This window comes from Nodosilinea sp. AN01ver1, assembly GCF_050565655.1.
Classification (GTDB): domain Bacteria; phylum Cyanobacteriota; class Cyanobacteriia; order Phormidesmidales; family Phormidesmidaceae; genus Nodosilinea.
The window spans coordinates 102,359-120,188 of sequence record NZ_JBNXVS010000001.1 but is presented as its reverse complement, the minus strand read 5'-3'; the positions used below and the strand labels follow the sequence as shown (position 1 = coordinate 120,188).

The 17,830-nt window shown below is 53.5% G+C and carries 20 protein-coding genes, 1 tRNA gene and 1 riboswitch; of the genes, 9 read left to right on the top strand and 12 right to left on the bottom strand.

What is annotated here, in order from left to right:
- Positions 1-204: 204 nt before the first annotated feature.
- Both ACQ4N7_RS00580 and ACQ4N7_RS00575 read left to right on the top strand, forming a co-directional pair.
- Complete coding sequence (locus tag ACQ4N7_RS00580) at positions 205-1,194, top strand: ABC transporter ATP-binding protein (protein ID WP_430709678.1); 990 nt, start codon at positions 205-207, stop codon at positions 1,192-1,194.
- The gene (locus ACQ4N7_RS00575) at positions 1,185-1,964 is read left to right on the top strand and encodes an ABC transporter permease (protein ID WP_430709677.1); all 780 of its coding nucleotides are present in this window, start codon (positions 1,185-1,187) and stop codon (positions 1,962-1,964) included. The genes ACQ4N7_RS00580 and ACQ4N7_RS00575 overlap by 10 nt, the downstream gene beginning before the upstream one ends.
- A 137-nt stretch (positions 1,965-2,101) precedes the next feature.
- Here ACQ4N7_RS00575 and ACQ4N7_RS00570 read toward each other — a convergent pair whose 3' ends face one another.
- From ACQ4N7_RS00570 to ACQ4N7_RS00555, 4 genes are all read right to left on the bottom strand, one after another.
- Complete coding sequence (locus ACQ4N7_RS00570; protein ID WP_430709676.1) at positions 2,102-2,506, bottom strand: hypothetical protein; 405 nt, start codon at positions 2,504-2,506, stop codon at positions 2,102-2,104.
- A gap of 171 nt (positions 2,507-2,677) precedes the next feature.
- Positions 2,678-3,019: a hypothetical protein gene (locus ACQ4N7_RS00565; protein WP_430709675.1), complete on the bottom strand. Its 342-nt coding sequence runs from the start codon at positions 3,017-3,019 to the stop codon at positions 2,678-2,680.
- A gap of 42 nt (positions 3,020-3,061) precedes the next feature.
- Positions 3,062-3,661 carry a hypothetical protein gene (locus tag ACQ4N7_RS00560; RefSeq protein WP_430709674.1) on the bottom strand — a complete coding sequence of 200 codons (600 nt, stop codon included), beginning with the start codon at positions 3,659-3,661 and terminating at the stop codon, positions 3,062-3,064.
- Positions 3,662-3,728: 67 nt separating this feature from the next.
- Complete coding sequence (locus ACQ4N7_RS00555; RefSeq protein ID WP_430709673.1) at positions 3,729-4,034, bottom strand: hypothetical protein; 306 nt, start codon at positions 4,032-4,034, stop codon at positions 3,729-3,731.
- A gap of 133 nt (positions 4,035-4,167) precedes the next feature.
- Between ACQ4N7_RS00555 and ACQ4N7_RS00550 the strand changes: the two genes are divergently transcribed.
- Together ACQ4N7_RS00550 and ACQ4N7_RS00545 are read left to right on the top strand one after the other, a co-directional pair.
- Positions 4,168-4,404 (top strand): helix-turn-helix transcriptional regulator, encoded by a 237-nt coding sequence (locus ACQ4N7_RS00550; protein WP_430709672.1) that lies wholly within the window; start codon positions 4,168-4,170, stop codon positions 4,402-4,404.
- Positions 4,405-4,529: 125 nt separating this feature from the next.
- Positions 4,530-4,901 (top strand): hypothetical protein, encoded by a 372-nt coding sequence (locus ACQ4N7_RS00545; RefSeq protein ID WP_430709671.1) that lies wholly within the window; start codon positions 4,530-4,532, stop codon positions 4,899-4,901.
- A gap of 205 nt (positions 4,902-5,106) precedes the next feature.
- On the opposite strand, the gene ACQ4N7_RS00540 is transcribed toward ACQ4N7_RS00545, so the two are convergent.
- The 5 genes from ACQ4N7_RS00540 to ACQ4N7_RS00520 all read right to left on the bottom strand — a co-directional run bounded on the left by ACQ4N7_RS00540 (position 5,107) and on the right by ACQ4N7_RS00520 (position 9,081).
- Positions 5,107-6,459, bottom strand: a complete 1,353-nt coding sequence (locus ACQ4N7_RS00540; RefSeq protein ID WP_430709670.1) for a WD40 repeat domain-containing protein — start codon at positions 6,457-6,459, stop codon at positions 5,107-5,109.
- Between the two features lie 4 nt (positions 6,460-6,463).
- Complete coding sequence (locus ACQ4N7_RS00535; protein ID WP_430709669.1) at positions 6,464-7,153, bottom strand: molecular chaperone DnaJ; 690 nt, start codon at positions 7,151-7,153, stop codon at positions 6,464-6,466.
- Between the two features lie 120 nt (positions 7,154-7,273).
- A complete protein-coding gene (locus ACQ4N7_RS00530; protein ID WP_430709668.1) occupies positions 7,274-7,606 on the bottom strand; it encodes a nucleotidyltransferase family protein in 333 nt (110 codons plus the stop codon).
- Between the two features lie 50 nt (positions 7,607-7,656).
- Entirely contained in the window at positions 7,657-8,526 is an 870-nt protein-coding gene (locus ACQ4N7_RS00525; protein ID WP_430709667.1) for an HNH endonuclease, read from the bottom strand.
- 484 nt (positions 8,527-9,010) lie between these two features.
- Positions 9,011-9,081: transfer RNA gene (locus tag ACQ4N7_RS00520), tRNA-Cys, on the bottom strand.
- A gap of 558 nt (positions 9,082-9,639) precedes the next feature.
- On the opposite strand from ACQ4N7_RS00520, the gene ACQ4N7_RS00515 reads away from it, so the two are divergent.
- Positions 9,640-10,476 carry a peptidoglycan-binding domain-containing protein gene (locus tag ACQ4N7_RS00515; protein WP_430709666.1) on the top strand — a complete coding sequence of 279 codons (837 nt, stop codon included), beginning with the start codon at positions 9,640-9,642 and terminating at the stop codon, positions 10,474-10,476.
- 70 nt (positions 10,477-10,546) lie between these two features.
- On the opposite strand, the gene ACQ4N7_RS00510 is transcribed toward ACQ4N7_RS00515, so the two are convergent.
- Positions 10,547-11,356, bottom strand: coding sequence for a creatininase family protein (locus ACQ4N7_RS00510; RefSeq protein WP_430709665.1), 810 nt, complete (start codon positions 11,354-11,356; stop codon positions 10,547-10,549).
- Between the two features lie 95 nt (positions 11,357-11,451).
- A riboswitch (Glutamine riboswitch) is annotated at positions 11,452-11,508 on the top strand.
- Positions 11,509-11,548: 40 nt separating this feature from the next.
- On the opposite strand from ACQ4N7_RS00510, the gene ACQ4N7_RS00505 reads away from it, so the two are divergent.
- From ACQ4N7_RS00505 to ACQ4N7_RS00490, 4 genes are all read left to right on the top strand, one after another.
- On the top strand, positions 11,549-11,719 hold the full coding sequence (locus ACQ4N7_RS00505; protein WP_106866557.1) for a DUF4278 domain-containing protein: 171 nt from the start codon (positions 11,549-11,551) through the stop codon (positions 11,717-11,719).
- A gap of 291 nt (positions 11,720-12,010) precedes the next feature.
- Positions 12,011-13,351 carry an ATP-binding protein gene (locus ACQ4N7_RS00500; RefSeq protein WP_430709664.1) on the top strand — a complete coding sequence of 447 codons (1,341 nt, stop codon included), beginning with the start codon at positions 12,011-12,013 and terminating at the stop codon, positions 13,349-13,351.
- A gap of 168 nt (positions 13,352-13,519) precedes the next feature.
- A complete protein-coding gene (locus ACQ4N7_RS00495; RefSeq protein ID WP_430709663.1) occupies positions 13,520-14,305 on the top strand; it encodes a pseudouridine synthase in 786 nt (261 codons plus the stop codon).
- A gap of 17 nt (positions 14,306-14,322) precedes the next feature.
- Positions 14,323-15,111, top strand: a complete 789-nt coding sequence (locus ACQ4N7_RS00490; RefSeq protein WP_430709662.1) for a helix-turn-helix domain-containing protein — start codon at positions 14,323-14,325, stop codon at positions 15,109-15,111.
- 83 nt (positions 15,112-15,194) lie between these two features.
- Here the strand turns inward: ACQ4N7_RS00490 and ACQ4N7_RS00485 are convergent, their stop codons facing one another.
- Both ACQ4N7_RS00485 and purM read right to left on the bottom strand, forming a co-directional pair.
- The gene (locus tag ACQ4N7_RS00485) at positions 15,195-16,022 is read right to left on the bottom strand and encodes a prohibitin family protein (RefSeq protein ID WP_430710053.1); all 828 of its coding nucleotides are present in this window, start codon (positions 16,020-16,022) and stop codon (positions 15,195-15,197) included.
- Positions 16,023-16,326: 304 nt separating this feature from the next.
- Positions 16,327-17,376, bottom strand: coding sequence for a phosphoribosylformylglycinamidine cyclo-ligase (purM, locus tag ACQ4N7_RS00480; RefSeq protein ID WP_430709661.1), 1,050 nt, complete (start codon positions 17,374-17,376; stop codon positions 16,327-16,329).
- Positions 17,377-17,830 lie beyond the last annotated feature (454 nt).

Sequence of the window (17,830 nt, the reverse complement as noted above, 5' to 3'; positions counted from 1 at the left end):
GAATGGTTACCAGAACTGAAACGCGAAGGCAAAACGGGTCTATCTAGAGGGCGCAAAGGGGGCGGTGATAACGTCGAGCTTGGAGAGGTGATGGTCCAAGCTCGCCCTTCTGGCCCGTATTTGACCATCGCTCCACACCGACCGATCGGTAAAAACTTTAAGATAAGTAAAGACTCTACCTGTCGCTGGGAGCTGAATTCTTTCGTGCAACTTGCTCATCGTCCAACCGATGGTTGGGCTGAACATTCCTCATCCGGCTCTATCGTGCTAGACACCCGCGATCTCTCCAAAGTCTACGGGCGGGGCAAACAGCGGTTTGAAGCGGTGCAACAGGTCTCACTCACCCTGCGCCAGGGCGAGGTGCTGGCTTTTTTAGGGCCTAACGGTGCTGGCAAAACCACCACCATTAAAATGATTGCGGGCCTGGTGCGCCCCACCCAGGGGCAGGTTACCGTGGCCGGAGAAGACCCCCACCGCCAGCCCCGCGCCCTGCGCCATATTGGGGCCGTGCTGGAGGGCAACCGCAATTTGTACTGGCGACTAACGCCAGAAGAAAACCTGGAGTATTTTGGCGTGCTGCGGCAGGTGCCCCGCAAGGTGGCCCACCGCCGAGGTCTGGAGCTGCTGGCCCGCTTTGGGCTGGAGGAAAAGCGCCATACCCCCGTGCAAAAGCTCTCGCGCGGCATGCAGCAAAAGGTGGCGATCGCCGTCGCCCTGATCCACAACCCCAAGCTGCTGCTGCTGGATGAACCCACTCTAGGGCTCGACGTGGAGGCCAGCGCCATGGTCAAAGCTCTGGTGCGCCAGATTGCCCAGGAAGGCCGCGCCGTGCTGTTGACCACCCACCAGCTCGATGTGGCCGAAGAACTCTCTGACCGGGTAGCGATCATTCGTCGGGGCCGGATCATTGCCGAGCAGTCGACCGAAGCCCTGCTGCGGGAGTTCTCTAGCTCCACCTATCACCTGGAGGTGGAAGGCGATCTGTCGCCCCAGCAGATCCACACCGTGACCCAGCTAGGGGCGACGGTGCAGGGCAGGCAAATTATCTACGCTGGCCCGCCGGAAAGTCTCTACGGGCTGCTGGGGGCGCTGAGCCCGGTGCCGCTGGTGGCCGTGCAGCGCGATCGCGCCGACCTCACCCAGGTCTTTCTCAAACTGGTCAACGACCACTCAGATTCTTCCCCATGCCCATGATTGATCTACTGCACGCCGAACTCAAGCGCACCTGGATTCAGTTCATCCGCTACCCCACGGAGGTGATCTCTGGGATCGTCATCATCATGGCGGTTTTCTACGGGCTGTTTGCCAGTGCCCAGTACATGGCCGGGCCGGGGTTTGCCTTCGGCGATCGCCTCGATGCCGTGGTGCTTGGCTACGCCATGTGGACCCTGATTATCTCGGTCAACAACGACATTGCTATCAATCTACAGATCGAAGCCGAAACCGGCACCCTGGAGCAGGTCTTTCTCTCCCCCTATGGGGCACCGCGAGTTTTTTTGGCCCGCGCCTTTGCCAGCCTGGCCCTGCGGCTGGTCATTTTGATCGTCGTGTTACTGCTGCTGATGGGGCTTTCCGGCAGTCGCCTGGCGTTTCCGCCAATTCTGCTGCTGCCCTTGGCTTCGCTGCTGCTGGCCGGTTACGGTCTGGCCTTTTTGATGGGGGCGGCGGCGCTGGTGTTTAAGCGGGTGCAGCAAGTTTTGGGAATCTTTCAGTTTCTGCTGCTGTTTTTGCTGGCCGCCCCCCTGGAAGAAGCCACCGGCCTGATGCAGGTTCTGCGGTTTTTGCTGCCCATGCTGCCCAGCACCGGCCTGCTGCGCGACCTGATGGCCCGTGGCCTGGGACTCGACTGGACCACCTACACTCTGGCTCTGCTCAACGGCATGGCCTATTTTGCCCTGGGGCTGCTGATGTTCCGCTGGGCGGAAGCCACCGCCAAGCAGCGAGGCTCCCTGAGCGGGTATTAAGGGACACACAAGACAATCAGATACCAGCTGCCGACTTTTCTGTTGGTGCATTGCTGCGCGAATGCACCCTACAGCGATCGACTGATTCATTCTCCATACCCCGTAGGGACATTGCATGCAATGCCCCTACAAAGCGATTAGGGAGTGGCCGGGCGAATGGGACCGTTATAGAGGATTTGGAACGTCCGGTCGGAGTTCACTAGCACCTCCGTTTCAAAGGAGTAGATGGGGTCGCCGTTGATATCGCGATCTTCGGGGCGAAAGCCCTTGAAGGTAAACAGCAGGGAACCATCTTCGTTGATCACCACAGGGGCGTTTGCCGTGGGGCCGTGCATAGCGGGCTCGGCCATGTAGTTGCCCAGCCCGCCATTGGCGGTTTCGGCAGCCGCGCGGGCTATGTTTCTGCCTCGCAGCAGGAAGAGTGGGTCTACGTCGCCCTGGGGCGAGGAAGTAGCAGGGTCAGCGGGGGCCTGGGCAGGGGCGCTGGTCGGGGAGAGGCCGACTACACCCAGGGCGAGGGCTAAGACTAACCAATATCGCATTGCAGAATTGATTAAAGGACAGGACGATATCTCACACGGTTTCTCTAAATGGCCACTACATCCCTGGAGCTGGGGCTGGCGTAGTCGACATCTGGAAAATAGTATGACGGCAGAGAGACTGCCGGGCACCCGACCTAACTATAGCGATTGTAGGTGGAGAGCAGAAACTTTCTAATAAAACGAACGACGTCTGCCCGATAGCAGCTTGTAGCCAAACCCCATAGCTGTGAGGGAAAGGAAGAATTGCCACAGGCTGGTTGGATTTAAGATGGCGCGACTGCTGGCGAACACGCAGACAATACCAAACGCGACGGCTACCCACCCAAAAGACTTGAGCGCTGACGGCAAAAATACCAGGGCAAACACGCCAATACAGAGAGAAATAACGGATAGGTCGGCGGCAATGCCCCGCCACCAGGGATAAGCATGGGTTGTAAACACGATGTTTTTGCCCAGGAAGTAAATGCCCAGCAAAATCAACGCCAGACCCAGTACGTAAGAGAGAAATCGCATTGTAGTTGCCCTATAGACCCGAATAAAACGGGGTAAACCTGATTAACGATCGGTGCGGTTGCTCTGATGGGGGGCCTGCATGCTCCAGGCGATTAGCAGTGGCAGGCCGATACCAACCGCAAGATTGACGAACAGCCACAGGTAAGAGGTTGAGCCACTAAAGCCTCGAATGTAGAAGCCTCGGCGGGTTGAGGATAACAACGCATCCCAAATGAGGTGAGCGCTGATGCCAACGGAAAGGCCGATCGCGCCGTCGCGCACCCAATTGGCTAAAGATTTTTGCCACTGGGCCAGACGAGAACGCTGCATTAGCCAAACCCATGCGCCCAGGGCTGCCGTGGGTATCAACACCGAATGGAACAGCCAGCTGCGATGGATGAGGAACCTAAAGCCTGTCCACTGGTAAAGAGGTATATCCCAGTCGGGGAAGGCCATATAGAAGAAGGTGCCGCTGAGGATGGGGATGCCCAGCTTGCGAAAAAAGAATAACCCGCTTGCCCCCCAGACCAGCATGATCAGGAAACAAATCGGGTTGATGGTTTGAGCACTGTTGCGGGCGTAGCGCTCCAGTACCCACCAGAAGGCTATACCAGTGGCAAGGCCAACGCCAAAATGAAGCAGCTTGTCCCAAAGAGCAGGCATGGGTAGATGAGTGTGGAGGGAATCCCTAAAACGTTATACAAACCGAGATTCAGGATTCCCGAATCTTCTACTCCCTTGGCAAATACTTCACGAGGGCTTTCATGACTTCATCGGGGCCAAACTGTAATGGACGATCGGCGTTGGGGGCTGAGAGAAAGTCTGTCCACTCGAAGATTTCGGCAAAGCCGAGCTGGTGCAGGGCAACGACGATGGAGCTGACGGAGCGCTTGCTGCCGATGACGAGGATTTTGACGGGTTCGCGATCGGGGTGGGGGTAGTTGTGAAGTTTGAGGGTGAGTTCGAGGTGGACTGGGCCGGAGGCATCGGGGTTGAGGATGCGAGCACTGTAGCGGGCGGTGGGGTTAGAGGACATGAAAAGCTCCTGCTTAAGTGTCAACAGATTGGACAACTCGATTCTAGTAGCCGGATTGGACGCCGTCAACAGTTAGGATTTCGTCTACCGAATGGATATTTACGTGGTTATGGTCCTCTGACACCATGAAGGCATGGGAAAAGCAGGATTTGTGCTCCGGCAGGTGCTTGAGGAATATGAGGTGAGCCAATATAGCCTCGCGGCGGCTCTCGATATTGAGCGCAACAGCGTTTACCGATGGGCGAATGAGAAGCGCGATCCATCGGCTGAGACAGTGTTAGAAATCGTTAGGGCCTTGAAAATCCTGAATCCGTTGGCAGCTAAAGCCTTCGTAGAGCGTTATCTAGGGGAAGAAGTTAAAGATTTGTAGGTCGGGCACTACCCCTCTTTCACTGTAATAGATGACCAAGGAGTACCTCCCTATGGCGATTTAGAAACTTCACGTAGAAAATTCATAGCAGAATAGCAATTGTTTCTATCCAAGTAAGAACACACATGAATGAATATGTTTTTTCGTTGCCAATTAATCTCGGGCTTTCAAGTTCTCCGGGCCAATCACCTACACATCTTCAAATTGCTAAATTAAGTACTGATCCACATTTAGCAGAGAGAGATAAAGTACACCTTTATTGGGAGATTGGACTTTATGACGTAGATGCCCCCGTCAATTGTATTGCATCAGTTGTTCGCATAATCAACCAGGTCATTCCTGCGAAGGTTCAAGGGGAAGAGGATCTATTTAAAAAAATATTTTGCTTAGACATTCCTGACAAGGAAGATTTTCCCAGGATTCGTGAAATACTTATTCGATTTAATGGTGAAAAACTTGTTTTACCTCCTTTGAGTGAGATAGAAGCTGATACCTAGCAATCCGATGTGATTACTGAAGAGAAAGAGGCCTGCAACCCTTGTCCGATAACAATATCTATTTCACGAATCAAATAGGATTGTTACATAGCTAATTTCTCTTCAGATCCCTGTAGCCTTGCTAAGATTTTTATATTTCAGGGCATTTCTATGAGGAAAGCACTAAGGAATTCAAATCATTCCTTAGTGCTTTCCTTGCCAAAAATTAAAAAGCATTACTTGACCAGAGTTTTGTTTCGCCGTGGAGATCTGTGGTAGCAATTAAACTTCCAGATGAATTGGATATAATTGATTTTATGGAGCAATCATGGCCTGCAAGAATATGCAAGAGATTTCCGGTATCAATATCCCATATTCTAATAATTCCATCTTCACCTCCAGTTACTAAATAAGAATCATTTCCTCTAGTAATAACTTCATAATAAATCTTGGAACAAGATGCAATTTCACATATTAGATTGCCAGATTCCAGATCTCTGATCCTAATAATATTATTCTCAGTAAGATAGAGTATTCTCCCACTTGAACTGATCGTTAAAAAATTTGCTTTTTCAGATATAGAAAAAATTAATTCAGAATTCTTCAAATCCCATACTTTGATGCATGCTTGAGGAATTCCTATGTAATCTCTTATGCCAATCAGTTTTTTCCCATCAGCACTAATAATCACAGAGGTATCATATATCCCTCCCTCATCATTTTCATGCTCTTCATTGCAAATACACAAATTAACTTCAACATCTAAATCGTAGAGGAGTTTTTTGCGATTTAAATCCCATACTTCTATGCTATATCTGGAAAAGAAATAATCATCTTCCTCATAGCGATCTAACTCTATATCAAGTAACCTATACCCACTAACAGCAATTTTATTTGCATCGCAATTCACTGATATGCATTGAATATCATCAATATTTGAATCTATAACACATAATATCTCGTTGCTGTCGAGAGAAAGAACTTTCAAGTCATCCCGCCGATATGCTCTGTTTCCATTTTCACAAACATCAAACCTTGCCGAGCCATAATATGCTATTACTTCCTGAACTAAATTTATATCCAGGCGACATGATCCAGCATGTGAAATTGGGAGGTAATTATATTTTACTTCATTGCTTAAAAGCCATGTCTCTATTTCTTTATCACTGACGCAGACAACTGTGCCATTAGATGAGATATATAAATGATGACGTGGTGAACTTGCCTTAAGTGGGCACTCTCGCTTTAATGAACAGAGTTCTTGTGTTATCAAATTAAAAACTTTGACATCTCCTTTTCTGTCAACGCTTGCTACAAAATGACCATTAGGACTTATCGCAATAGAGTGATGGTGTTTTTTTACATTAATTTTATGGATTGCAAGCAAATCTGAAAAATTGCGAAGAGTATATACGCATTTCCAATCATCATTTTTAAGTCGTTGATATCCATCATCCTCGGCTAAATTTGAGTCTAGATTTAAGTCTTTTAGAAGATCTAATCCTTTTTTAATAAAAGCCGAAGAATATTTTGATAATTCATTATTACTTGATAATTCAACTTTTGCCTCGTTGTCCATCAGGCTAAAATTCCATTTTTAATTTTATAGCTTCTAGCTTCTGCTGAGCCTTGAGAATTTGCTGCTCAATACTGTCTGACATCATTTTGAGTAGATTATTGCCTTTTTCATTTGCTTGATCTACTCGATCCTTTAATTGATATAATTCTGTTTTTTTAAGTAACTCTATTTCTTGTTCGATAGCCTTAACTCGTTCACTGATTTGAGCCATCTTCCGCAATGTTCGTATCAATTCAGGTGCTATTCCCTCACCGTCCACGACATCAGGACTATTCAACCATTTTTGCAATATACTTCGCAACCTTCCCTCGTCTTCTTGCTCATATGCATTGTTTACCTCAGCCATAAGTTCTTGCCTTCGCAATCTTTCATGTTCATTCGCCGCTAAATCTGGGTGTATTTGCTTAGCCACTTCTCGGTAAAGACTTTTTAGATTGTCAGAAGGCTTGAATCTCTTAGAGACCCTCAAATATTCCGTATATTCATTGATTTGAGCTTCGATCCGATCAAGCTCAGCGAATCGAGAGCCAACCAACTTGTGATAATCTTCTTCAAAATTCCGTAATTCTATGCGCAAACTCGTCAAATCAAGCTCACGCTGAGTGAGTTCGATTTCCATTTTTTCTAATTCAGCACGTTTTCTCTCTAATTCTTTCTCTTCAGGGGTTCCTTTCTGGCTGAAATGATCATCCATGCTATCGCCTCAAAAATTTCCTATACAAGAAGTCTACAGATTCACCCCATTCTGCTGTATGAGACTCAATTCTCCTTATAGCCTCGTCAATATACCTCAGGTAAAGAGCATCTTCCTCTGTCATAGCGTGATCGCATCTCTCAAAATCCGATCACGAATTAAGTCGTGCAGCGTAACTGACTCTGCAACATCGACTGAGCGCCCCAGCAAATCTTCTAGCTCTTGCTTTAGACCAATGTGATCTAGCAAGCTCCGACCTGGCTCTAGATCGATCAAAAAATCGACATCACTATCTGCCTGGGCTTCTCCACGAGCTACCGAGCCAAAGATCCGTACATTAGAAGCACCGTACTTTTCGGCCAGTGCCAGAATTTTGGCCCGATTAGCTTTGAGACTTTCTAGTGATAAAACCATGCCGAGTTCCGAAGTTAGAGCAGGAATTGCAGCCGTCATAGTCTCTCAGGAGACTTTTTGGGGCCAAGGTAGGGCAACACTATCTACCTTTATCCTATCGTCCACCTTTCCCGATGCCACCTCAACCCCTCCAAGCTTGGCCTAAACTCTCTCTCCCTCGGCAGCCCAATCGCCTCTCCCTGAAACGCCACCATCTCTCGACTCTCCACCGCAGCCTCCTCCATAAACCGCTCCGGCGGAATCACAATTCTGTAATCGTCATCCACCCCAAACCAGCCGTGGTCAAACGCCCAGTGGTGGTTCTTGCAGAGCGCCAGCCCATTCACAAAGCGATTATCCCTAAACTCAGAAAACGGCTTAATGTGGGCACCATCCACAATATCTTGCCCATCCGCGCTAACAATCCTCAACCCACAAAACGCGCAGCGCTGGTCATAGAGCGACACCACAATCTTGCGAAACGCCCCATTTCTGACAACAATATTTTCCTCATCCTTCAGGTCTTCGACCCTGTAGGTCGCCCCACCCTCTCGCAAAAGCTGAGTTTTCACCGCCTCAAACTCATCGATTAATGATAGCTGCTCAATCTCATGCGATCTCCCCGCAAACCAGCTATCAATCAGCACCCGCAGCAAAATTACCCGCTGCCCTGGGTCTTGCAAAATCGCAAACAGCTCCGGGTCTAGCCACGCGTACTGCACCATGCGCCGCACCGCCGTCACCCCCTTGCGGCCCAGCCCCGTCGGCGTCGCCGTTTCACTATCCGGGTAAAACGCCAGGTGCCAAAACCCATCCCCCGTCAAATGCACAAACGGCAGCGAAATATCCGAGCGATGATCCGTTCTAACCAAACTGCGCCAGTATTTCAAAAACGTCGAAATCAGTTCCGGCGACAGCGGCACCTGATTCAGCCGCAGCTTGCCCTGCTCGATCAGTTCCATCACCGAAATCAATAGCACAGGCTTGTGTGGCGCAGCCCCGCGCTCTCGATGCTTATTGACGTTCAGCTTCGCGAACTTCTTGGCGTAGTATGGCAGGTCTTTAGGCATCATTTAGCCAGAGGGGGCATCTGGCGCTAAGCTTCTCTCAGCCTGTCCATCCAAACGGCGCAGGCTTCTCCAAAGTAGCCCGGCGGGTTTTGAAATTCATCGGTTAGTGAAATTTCCTTAATCTTCGCAATCGGCCCAGAAACCAGCGGCCCACCAATACGGCTAATCGACAATGGCCTTGCGTTCAAACAACGCCATCACCGCCACCAGCAAGACCGGCTGGTGAGGTGCTGTGGGCGCGATCGCTCCGCAACCGCTTACCCCAGTTTTACCCCAATCATTGCCTCAGCTATGCCTAAATTGGCCTAAACGACAAAGGCAAAGAGCACATTCGAGCACAGCCTTCACCTTTAGATTAAGGAGTCTAGCCCCCTTAATCTGCCGATTCACCTCAAGGCGACACCCGGATTCGAACCGGGGGTGGAGGTTTTGCAGACCTCTGCCTTACCACTTGGCTATGTCGCCGCCTTATCAGCTTTTGAGTATAGCAAACTCAGGGGTGCAATCAAATTGCAATGTTGGCAGATTGGGGCAGCGGGTAGGGGTTTGCCGTAGCAACAAGCCCCAACGCCTAAAGCCTGCTGGTGCTCAGCCCCAAGGTTATTGCACAACATTCCGCACAGCGGCTGATATGCCACAGGTGTCACAGGATTTCTGGGGCATCACTTACTTATAGATTGGGCTGGAGCATTTACCGCTTGGGAAGAACTGGACATGTGCAACGATACGCCACTTTAGAACGGGTTGGAGAATTTTTGTGCCCCTAGATCAGAGCTGACGCCGCTGGCGCGGGGCAAGGGGTTGTCCACGCCTTTAGCCTTGCTCTACTGCGATGGGTTAAACGGCATCAAGCAACGGGTAGAGAGGCTGTATCCAAGCTAGCCACTGTTGCCCCCATGAGAACCAGCGCCCAACCAACAGGCATATTTCCCCTGGCGGCGTCACAGGTGTAGCGCCCAGACATCTTAATAGCAAGTCATAGCAAATCGTGGTTTGGTTCCCCCCTAAACTGGAGTGTCGATTATGGTCTGGAACGTTTTTAAGGCACTTTTTCCCTCTCCCAAGACGATTCCTGCGGCGATCGCCTGGGAGAACGATCTCAGCATTCGCCCCGTGCTGCACAGCAAGCGCACCCCTGCGCTGCTGCAAAAAGCCACCTTCGATTTGCAGTCGAAGCTGATGGCTAAAGGTTTTTTGACCCGCGACCAGATCAGCGGCCTGTTTGACCAGCCCACCCGGCTAGCCGTGGAGGCATTTCAGTTCAGCAACGGCCTTAAAGTAGACGGAGTAGTGGGCCCGCTCACCTGGGCCGCCCTCTGCTACCCCACCCTGGCGCTCAACACAGCTGGGGCTCAAGACCACAGCAGCGACATCCTGCGGCTGCAAAAAATTCTGGTCAAAGAGGGCTTTCAGGCTGAGATCACCGGAGAATTTGATCGAGCGACAGACAAAGCCCTGCGCCGGTTTCAGCGCTACTACGGCCTGCGCGCCGACGGTGTGTGCGGCCCCGTCACCTGGACGATGATGCTGGGTCAGCGTCTGGTGCCCCAGCGCAGCCTGTGGCCCTGGAGTCGCCTCAGCTACCAGGGCGAGCGCATCGCCGAGCAGCTGCTGATCATTGCGGCGGTCTGGGCTGGCATCAGGTGGAACCCGCTGGGCATTGAGCAGGAAGAACTGTCGCTGCTGGCGGCCCTGGTGCTGGCCTACGGGCTGACCATGGTCGGCCCCTTCACCATTGAAAAGGTTTTGCCTAACAGCCTCAGCCGCGACCATCACCCGCTCCTGCGCTACGCCCCCTATGTCATGGTGGGGCTGCTGTGGAGCCCAATTCTCAAGGCGGTGACGGCGGCGCTCTCCTAAGAGCTGCACAGCCCTAAGATCCGCACATTGGCAGACTGCGGTCGGTATGAATGGCCCTAACCGCAGCGGCTCACTCGCTCGCCGCGCTGGGCTGGCGAAAGCGGTAGATGTCTTCTAGGGCGATCGCCCAGCTGTTGGCTAGAGACGCCAGCAGGCGATCGCCCTTCTCCACCGTGGCCACAGTGGGGTCGCCCAACACGCCGCTGGCGCTGAGGTCGCGGGTCACCCAGGCAAAGGGCAGCGCCCCCTCCATCGTCAGCCAGCTATCGGTCGGCAAGTTTTGGGGAAACTCGGCCTGCGCCCGCTCCATCCGCACCCGGTCGGGCAGTATCGACAGCATCAGGCTGGTTTCGGCATCCCCCGCGTGAATGCCCAGCTCCAGTTCTTTGGCGGTGAGCAAATCAACCGCGCAGTTGGGCACCGCCCACACAAACAGCGGAAACACCATCAAATTGGGATGGGCCAGGTGCAGGTCGCGGGCCGCAATTTCGAGCACCTGGGGCTGACCGCCGTGGGCGTTGAGCAGCACCAGCTTGCGAAAGCCCGCCCGGTAAACGCTTTCGGCAATGTCGCTAAGCACCCGCAGTAGAGTGTCTGCCGAGAGAGTAATGGTGCCCGGAAAGTGCCAGTGTTCGTTTGATTTGCCGTAGTACAGCGGCGGCAGACTGTAGGCCGGTATCGAAGGATCGAGCTGAGCCAAGGCCTTGCCCAGCACCGTAGTACAAATGGCGCTATCGACCACCAGCGGCAGGTGGGGGCCGTGCTGCTCGATCGCCCCCAGGGGCTGCACAATCACGACATTCTCGCGATCGGGCATAGCGTCAATATCAGTCCAGGTCAGGTAGGGAAAGTAGCGGTGGGGCGGAATAGTGTGATGCATAACAAAGGAATAGGATAAACAAAGCAATGTCATGATTCTGTGACCGACAGCCTTGACAGTCACGGCCTAAACGGTAACAATGAATACAGAAACAAATCGTTCATCTCTAGATTTAGAGACGGAAGTAGAGCTAAAGCTCGAAGGAACGCGCCTCTGTTTATACACCTTCACTCATTTAAGGAGAGGCGAAAGATGTCCTTGAAATATCGCGGCGTTGATTATGATCCCGCTACCTCCCAGGTAGCTGTCTCTGAAGAAGTTATTGGCCGCTACCGTGGTGCGGTTGCCACCCGCCACGTAGCCAAGCAGGCTAAAGCCGACCATCCCCAAGGTCTCAAATATCGCGGGGCTGTGGTTCGCTAAGCTGAGTTTGCCCGGTTAGGCTAAGCACTGGCTCCAGCTGTGGGTTTTGCCCTCGCTGGAGCCAGTGTTTTTAGAGGGGCAGTGGAGTTCCTGAATCGTCACAGCAGACGCTGGTTTTACTGGGGGTGCCTGCGCGCTGAGCGGCGCACAGTATTGAGCGTTTGCCGTTGGCTTAAATTCTAAGTTGTTGGTCAGCACAATTTTTAGCGGAAGCACCTCTAAGGGGGGTGCTTTTTTGTGCGGTAGGCTTGGACAATATGACTATTGCGTCTACGTCATCCAGGAGAATCGTTGGCTATTTTTGCGTATCTGCTGGGGCTAGCTACTGGGGTACTGCTGCTAATTTGGCAACAGCATCGGCAACATCGCCGCGAACAGCGGCTGATGAAAACCCTAAAGACGACCGATTGGCCTACAGCCGTGGGTCGGGTTGAGCAACTGGTTCAAACCCAACCCCAGCAGCAGCGGCAGCTGCGATCGCTCGGCACCAGCCGCGATACTCTAGAGCACATTTTGCAGACGGCTCCGATCGGCTATCTCCAGGTCGATGAAGAAAATCAGCTGATTTGGTGCAACGAGCAGGCCAATCGACTGCTAAAAATGAATCAGCCGTTGACCGGGCCTGTCCAGCGGCGGCGACTGCTGCTGGAGGTGGCTCGCTCTTACGAACTCGATGCCCTGATTGAAGAAGCCCGCGAAAAGCAAACCTGCTGCCAGCGGGAGTGGATGCTCTACCAAATTTCCCCTGACCCGCTACATCCTAAAGAAGAGCCGACCTACCCGCTGCGGGGCTACGCCCTTCCCCTTGACAACGGCGAAGTGGGCGTATTTTTAGAAAATCGCCAGGAGGCGGCCCTGCTGGTGCAGCAGCGCGATCGCTGGACCTCAGACGTGGCCCACGAGCTCAAAACCCCCCTCACCTCCATTCGACTGGTGGCCGAAACCCTGCAGCCCCGCGTTGATGACGGTCAGCGCCGCTGGCTCGATCGTCTGATCAACGAAACCATTCGGCTCAGCAACCTGGTCGAAGACCTGCTCAACCTCAGTCGGCTCCAGGGGGATCAGTTCCAGGGGCTCACCCTAGAGCCGGTCGATCTGCCCCAGCTAATTCAGCGAGCCTGGATCAGTCTAGAGCCCCTGGCCCAGGTCAAGGGGTTATCCCTCACCTACGACGGCCCCTCCCACTGTTTAGTCAATCTGGATGAGACCCTGTTTCATCGCGTCCTGCTCAACCTGATTGACAACGCCATCAAGCACAGCCCCAGTCGCGCCACTATCTTTGTACACCTGACTGAGCCCGATCGCAGCGCTAAGGCTAGCGATCGCCTCTCTGACTCCCTTACCCTAGAGGTAATGGATATGGGTTCAGGCTTTAGCGCCAAAGATTTGCCCCACATTTTCGATCGCTTTTACCGGGCCGACCCGTCGCGCAGCCGCAGCGATCCGCTGGTTGACTTGCCCCCCGTCGATCCTGGGGTAGCCACTGAGGTGGGTCGTGGGACTGGCCTGGGACTGGCGATCGTCAGCCAAATTGTAGAAGCCCACAACGGCACGATTACCGCCGCTAACCACCCCGATTTAGGTGGTGGTTGGCTACAGCTGCGGCTGCCAGCTACCGCTCAAGTTATCTAACGCCAGCCCAACTGACTGCCGAACAAAAACCATCAAGATTTAACAGTATCACCATCAAAATTTAGGCCTAGAGACTGAGAGTTTATACTCAGGCAACCATAATGCTGGCATACTTGTTAAGTTAGTTACGTAATTCTGCTGGGCACACCTTGCCCTTTTCGTCACGCTATGGCAGAGCGGCTGCAGAAAATTTTGTCTCAGTATGGCCTGGCCTCCCGACGGCAGGCCGAACAGATGATCGAATCTGGCCAGGTGCGGGTCAACGGGGAAGTCGCTCACCTCGGTCAGCGGGCCGACCCCAGCTGCGATCGTATTGAGATCAACCAGCAACCCATCGCGGCCCGCAGTCGTCCCACCCAGCATTACCTGCTGCTGCACAAGCCCTTGGGCATGGTGTCTACCTGTGCCGATCCCCAGGGGCGGCCCACCGTGATGATGGTACTCCCGCCCGAGCTGCACACCGTGGGCATTCATCCCGTGGGGCGGCTCGATGCCTACAGCACCGGGGCGCTGCTGCTCACCAACGATGGCGACTTCACCTTTCGGCTCACCCATCCTCGCCACGACATTCCTAAAACCTACCGGGTATGTCTGGAGGGGAAGGTGCGACCCGAGGCCCTAAATGCCTGGCGCAAAGGCATCGACCTCGACAACCGGCCCACTCGCCCCGCCAAAGTAACTGTGATAGCCCAAGGCCAAAACCAAACCCAGCTCGAAGTTGTACTGCAGGAGGGGCGCAACCGACAAATTCGTCGGGTGGCCCAGGCCCTGGGCTACCGGGTGCTAGACTTACACCGAACTGCAGTGGGCTCAATCAGGTTAGGTAACCTCGCTGAGGGGTCTTACAGGGCTTTATCATCTGCCGAAATTGAGGCATTATTAGCAGAGTCATTGGTTCAATCAGCCCCCCTTGCTAAGCTGTCTCCTCCATCAGTAAGCCATTCTCCGTCCTGAGCTAGTTTTTTCCCTGTATGAAGACAAAAGAGTTGGTTGACCCTAATGCCGTCTATCGCGAGCAGCTTTTAGAACTGGGTACCCTACTGCGGGCGGCTCGCCAGCAGCAGGGGCTAACCCTAGAAGCTCTGGCTGAAACAACCCTGATTCGACCCAGCCTGATGGCTGCCATTGAGCAGGGCGACTTAGACGGGCTGCCTGAACCCGTCTACATTCGGGGGCTAATTCGCCGCTACGGCGACGCCCTTCAGCTCGATGGTGAAACCCTAGCCAGCCAATTTTTTACTCCGCCCCGAATACAGCGCCGCTCTTGGAAAGAGACTCCGGCCGCCCAGCTGCGCCCCCTTCACCTCTACGGGGCCTATTTCATGCTGCTGGTAGCGGCGATCAGCGGGCTCTCCTACCTGCTGCGGCAAACCGCCCCAGAGGTAACGGTGCTGCCACCCCTAAATCCCCTCGAGGGTAGTACACAGACCGAGTCTGAAGCCAGGCCCAGTGCTGGCGATGTTCCTGCCGATCCAACTCCTCAGGCTACAGACTCTCAGTCTCCGATTCAGGTCAAAATGACCCTAACGGCTCAGTCCTGGTTGCGCATCACCTCCGATGGCCAAACTGAGTTCGAGGGCATTTTGCAGCCTGGCGATAGCCGCCTGTGGACCGCAGACCAGGCCCTCACGATTCGGGCGGGCAATGCCGGTGCTGTCATGGTCAGCTACAACGATCGCCAGGCCGAATCGCTCGGCCAGCCGGGCATGGTACGCGAAATTACCTATTCGCCTGCCGAGGCGGTCAGTTTAGCCTGGTAGTTATCCAAAGCGGTCGGTGAGTTTATTTCTACCGCTTTGGACCTTTGGACATGGATGTTGACTACTCTGTAGGGCGTTGCCTGCTATCTGGGCTGGGCGATCGCCACCTCGTCCTCTGCGGCCTGCTGCATATCCAAAATGAAGGGTATGTTGCTGCCCTGGCCGACGACCAATACTCGGGGAACCTGAGCACCGCCGTCTTTCCAGGCTTCGATCGCCTCTTTTTGCAGCACCAGCGATCCACCCTTAGCTTTTAGGGTTTCAGCAATCAACCGCTGGGCCTCGGCCCGCCCCTTGGCTCGGTTAATTTCGGCCTGGGCCTCTTGCTCGGCTTCCTGGGCAATGTAGACAGCCCGGCGAGCGCGCTGCTCGGCAATCTGCTTATCTTCTACGGCCTTGGCAAACTCAGTAGAGAAGGTCAGATCGACCACGCTGGTGTCGAGGACCAAAATGCCGTACTTGTCGAGCCTGGAGGTCAGGGCGTCGTCAAAGTCTTGCTTTAGCTCAGCCCGCTGGGTAATGGCCTCTTCTACGGTACGGCGAGCGGCGGCAATTTTGAATGACTCCTGGGTTTGGGGAGCCACGATTTTAGACACCAGGTTTTCTAAGGTGCCCTGGGTACGGCGAATGTTGACGACCTCAGTGGGGTCAAGGCGAAAGTTGATGGCAAAACGACCTGACAGATCCTGCAGGTCTTTGGTTGAGCTTTGGGCAGGCACCTCAAACTTTTGCACGGTAACGTCGTACACATCGACCGTCGAGACCAGGGGCGGCTTTAGGTGAATGCCCTCTAGCAGGGCACCATCTTGAGATTTACCCAAAATGCTGAGCACTCCGGCCTGACCGGGGTTGATGATCACAAAGCTACTGGTTACCAGGGCCAAACCGACGATGGCAAGAAAACTCAGCACCACGGGTGGCCAGTTTAAAGTCGAAGATTTCAACGGCAGTTCCTAATCCTAATCACGCTTCCTTTCTACGGTATCGGCTATTCAGCCGAGCGGCGAGGTTCTTCAGCAAGGCTTCGGATTAAAGACTGCGGCTTGAAGGTTTTGGCACCAGTGACGCAACGCCGTCACAACACCTACTGGGCCAGTCAAAGGACATCCGCACTGGAAAAACCCTGGACTCAAAACAGGGATTTCGTAGGGAGCATTGCACTGCAATACCCCTACAAACCGGGTGCAGGCAAATAGGGTTTGGTATCAGACCAATTCAGTCGGGCAGCCCGGTCACCTGACCCGCACCAGCTGTCACCTCGCCGATGGCGTAAGCGGCTACCTGGTGCTGGGCTAGCCAGGCCAGGGTCTGATCGACCTGGGTGGAGGGCACTACCAGAGCAAACCCAATTCCCATGTTAAAGGTGTTGTAGAGAGCGCCCTCGGGTACCTGACCTGCCTGTGCCAGCCAGTTAAACACGGGTGCTACCGGCCAGCTACCCACTTCAAGCTGAATGCTCTGGCCTGGCCCCAGGCAGCGAGGCAGATTTTCGGGTAGGCCGCCGCCGGTAATATGGGCCATACCGTGGATGGCTAACCCTTCTCTACGGGCCTTCAGCACGGGCTCTACGTAAATGCGAGTGGGGGTAAGCAAAACTTCGGCCAGGCTCAGGTCGCTGAGGGTAGGTATGACCTCCTCCCAGCGGTAGCCGGTGCCACCGTCGGGGCGCTGGCCCTCGGCGACGACTTTGCGCACCAGGCTAAAGCCATTGCTGTGTACGCCGCTGCTGGCCAGACCAATGACGCGATCGCCCAGCTGCACCTGACTGCCATCTAAAATTTGAGATTTTTCGACTACACCTACGCAAAACCCCGCCAGGTCGTACTCGCCAGGACCATAAAAGCCGGGCATTTCAGCAGTTTCGCCCCCCAATAGAGCGCACCCGGCCTGGTGACACCCCGCCACAATGCCCTCGACCACTTCCGCCAGGGCAGCGGGTTCTAGCTTACCCGTGGCCAGATAGTCGAGAAAAAACAGCGGCTCGGCCCCGCTGGTGAGAATGTCGTTGACGCACATCGCCACCAGGTCAATGCCGACGGTGCTGTGACGCTGGGTTATCTGAGCAATTTTGAGCTTGGTGCCAACTCCGTCGGTGCCCGATACCAGCACCGGCTCGCGGTAGCCGGTGGGCAGCTCGCAGAGACCGCTAAACCCTCCCAGGCTGCCCAGCACCTCGGGCCGACGGGTGCTGTCTACCAGGCTGCGAATGCGCTGCACAAAGCCACGCCCTGCCTCTACATCTACACCGGCATCCCGATAGTCCATGGGGTTTTAAAGTCCTTGTGTGTGGGCCAGTCTCTTACCTTAAAAACGGGGGTGAGCTTCGTCAATGGGCCAGGTCGCTAGCAGCGGCGATCGCCTACCTCAGAGCACATGTTTTTTTGAAGAATTGGATCCGTTTAGCAAGATTATTGCGGATCTTTTGGGACAGTCAGAGCATTTAGCGGTTTGCAATCAGGCTGCGATCGCCGAGGAGATTTTGTATCGAAAAATACGATTTACAATTCGCAAACTTCACCCTTTCCTCACAAAACTCCGCCCAAATGATGAACAGACTGATTATTTTTACATAACTCACTTGACTCAATTCATAAATAATTCGAAATTTAACCAAGTTTCCTGTAAGCCTGGCAAGCCCAGTCGTAGCAGCCCATTCAGCTCTTCGGGTAGGGGAGAACACTTTTTTATTTTGCGATGGCGGCATAAGTCGTCCGGATTT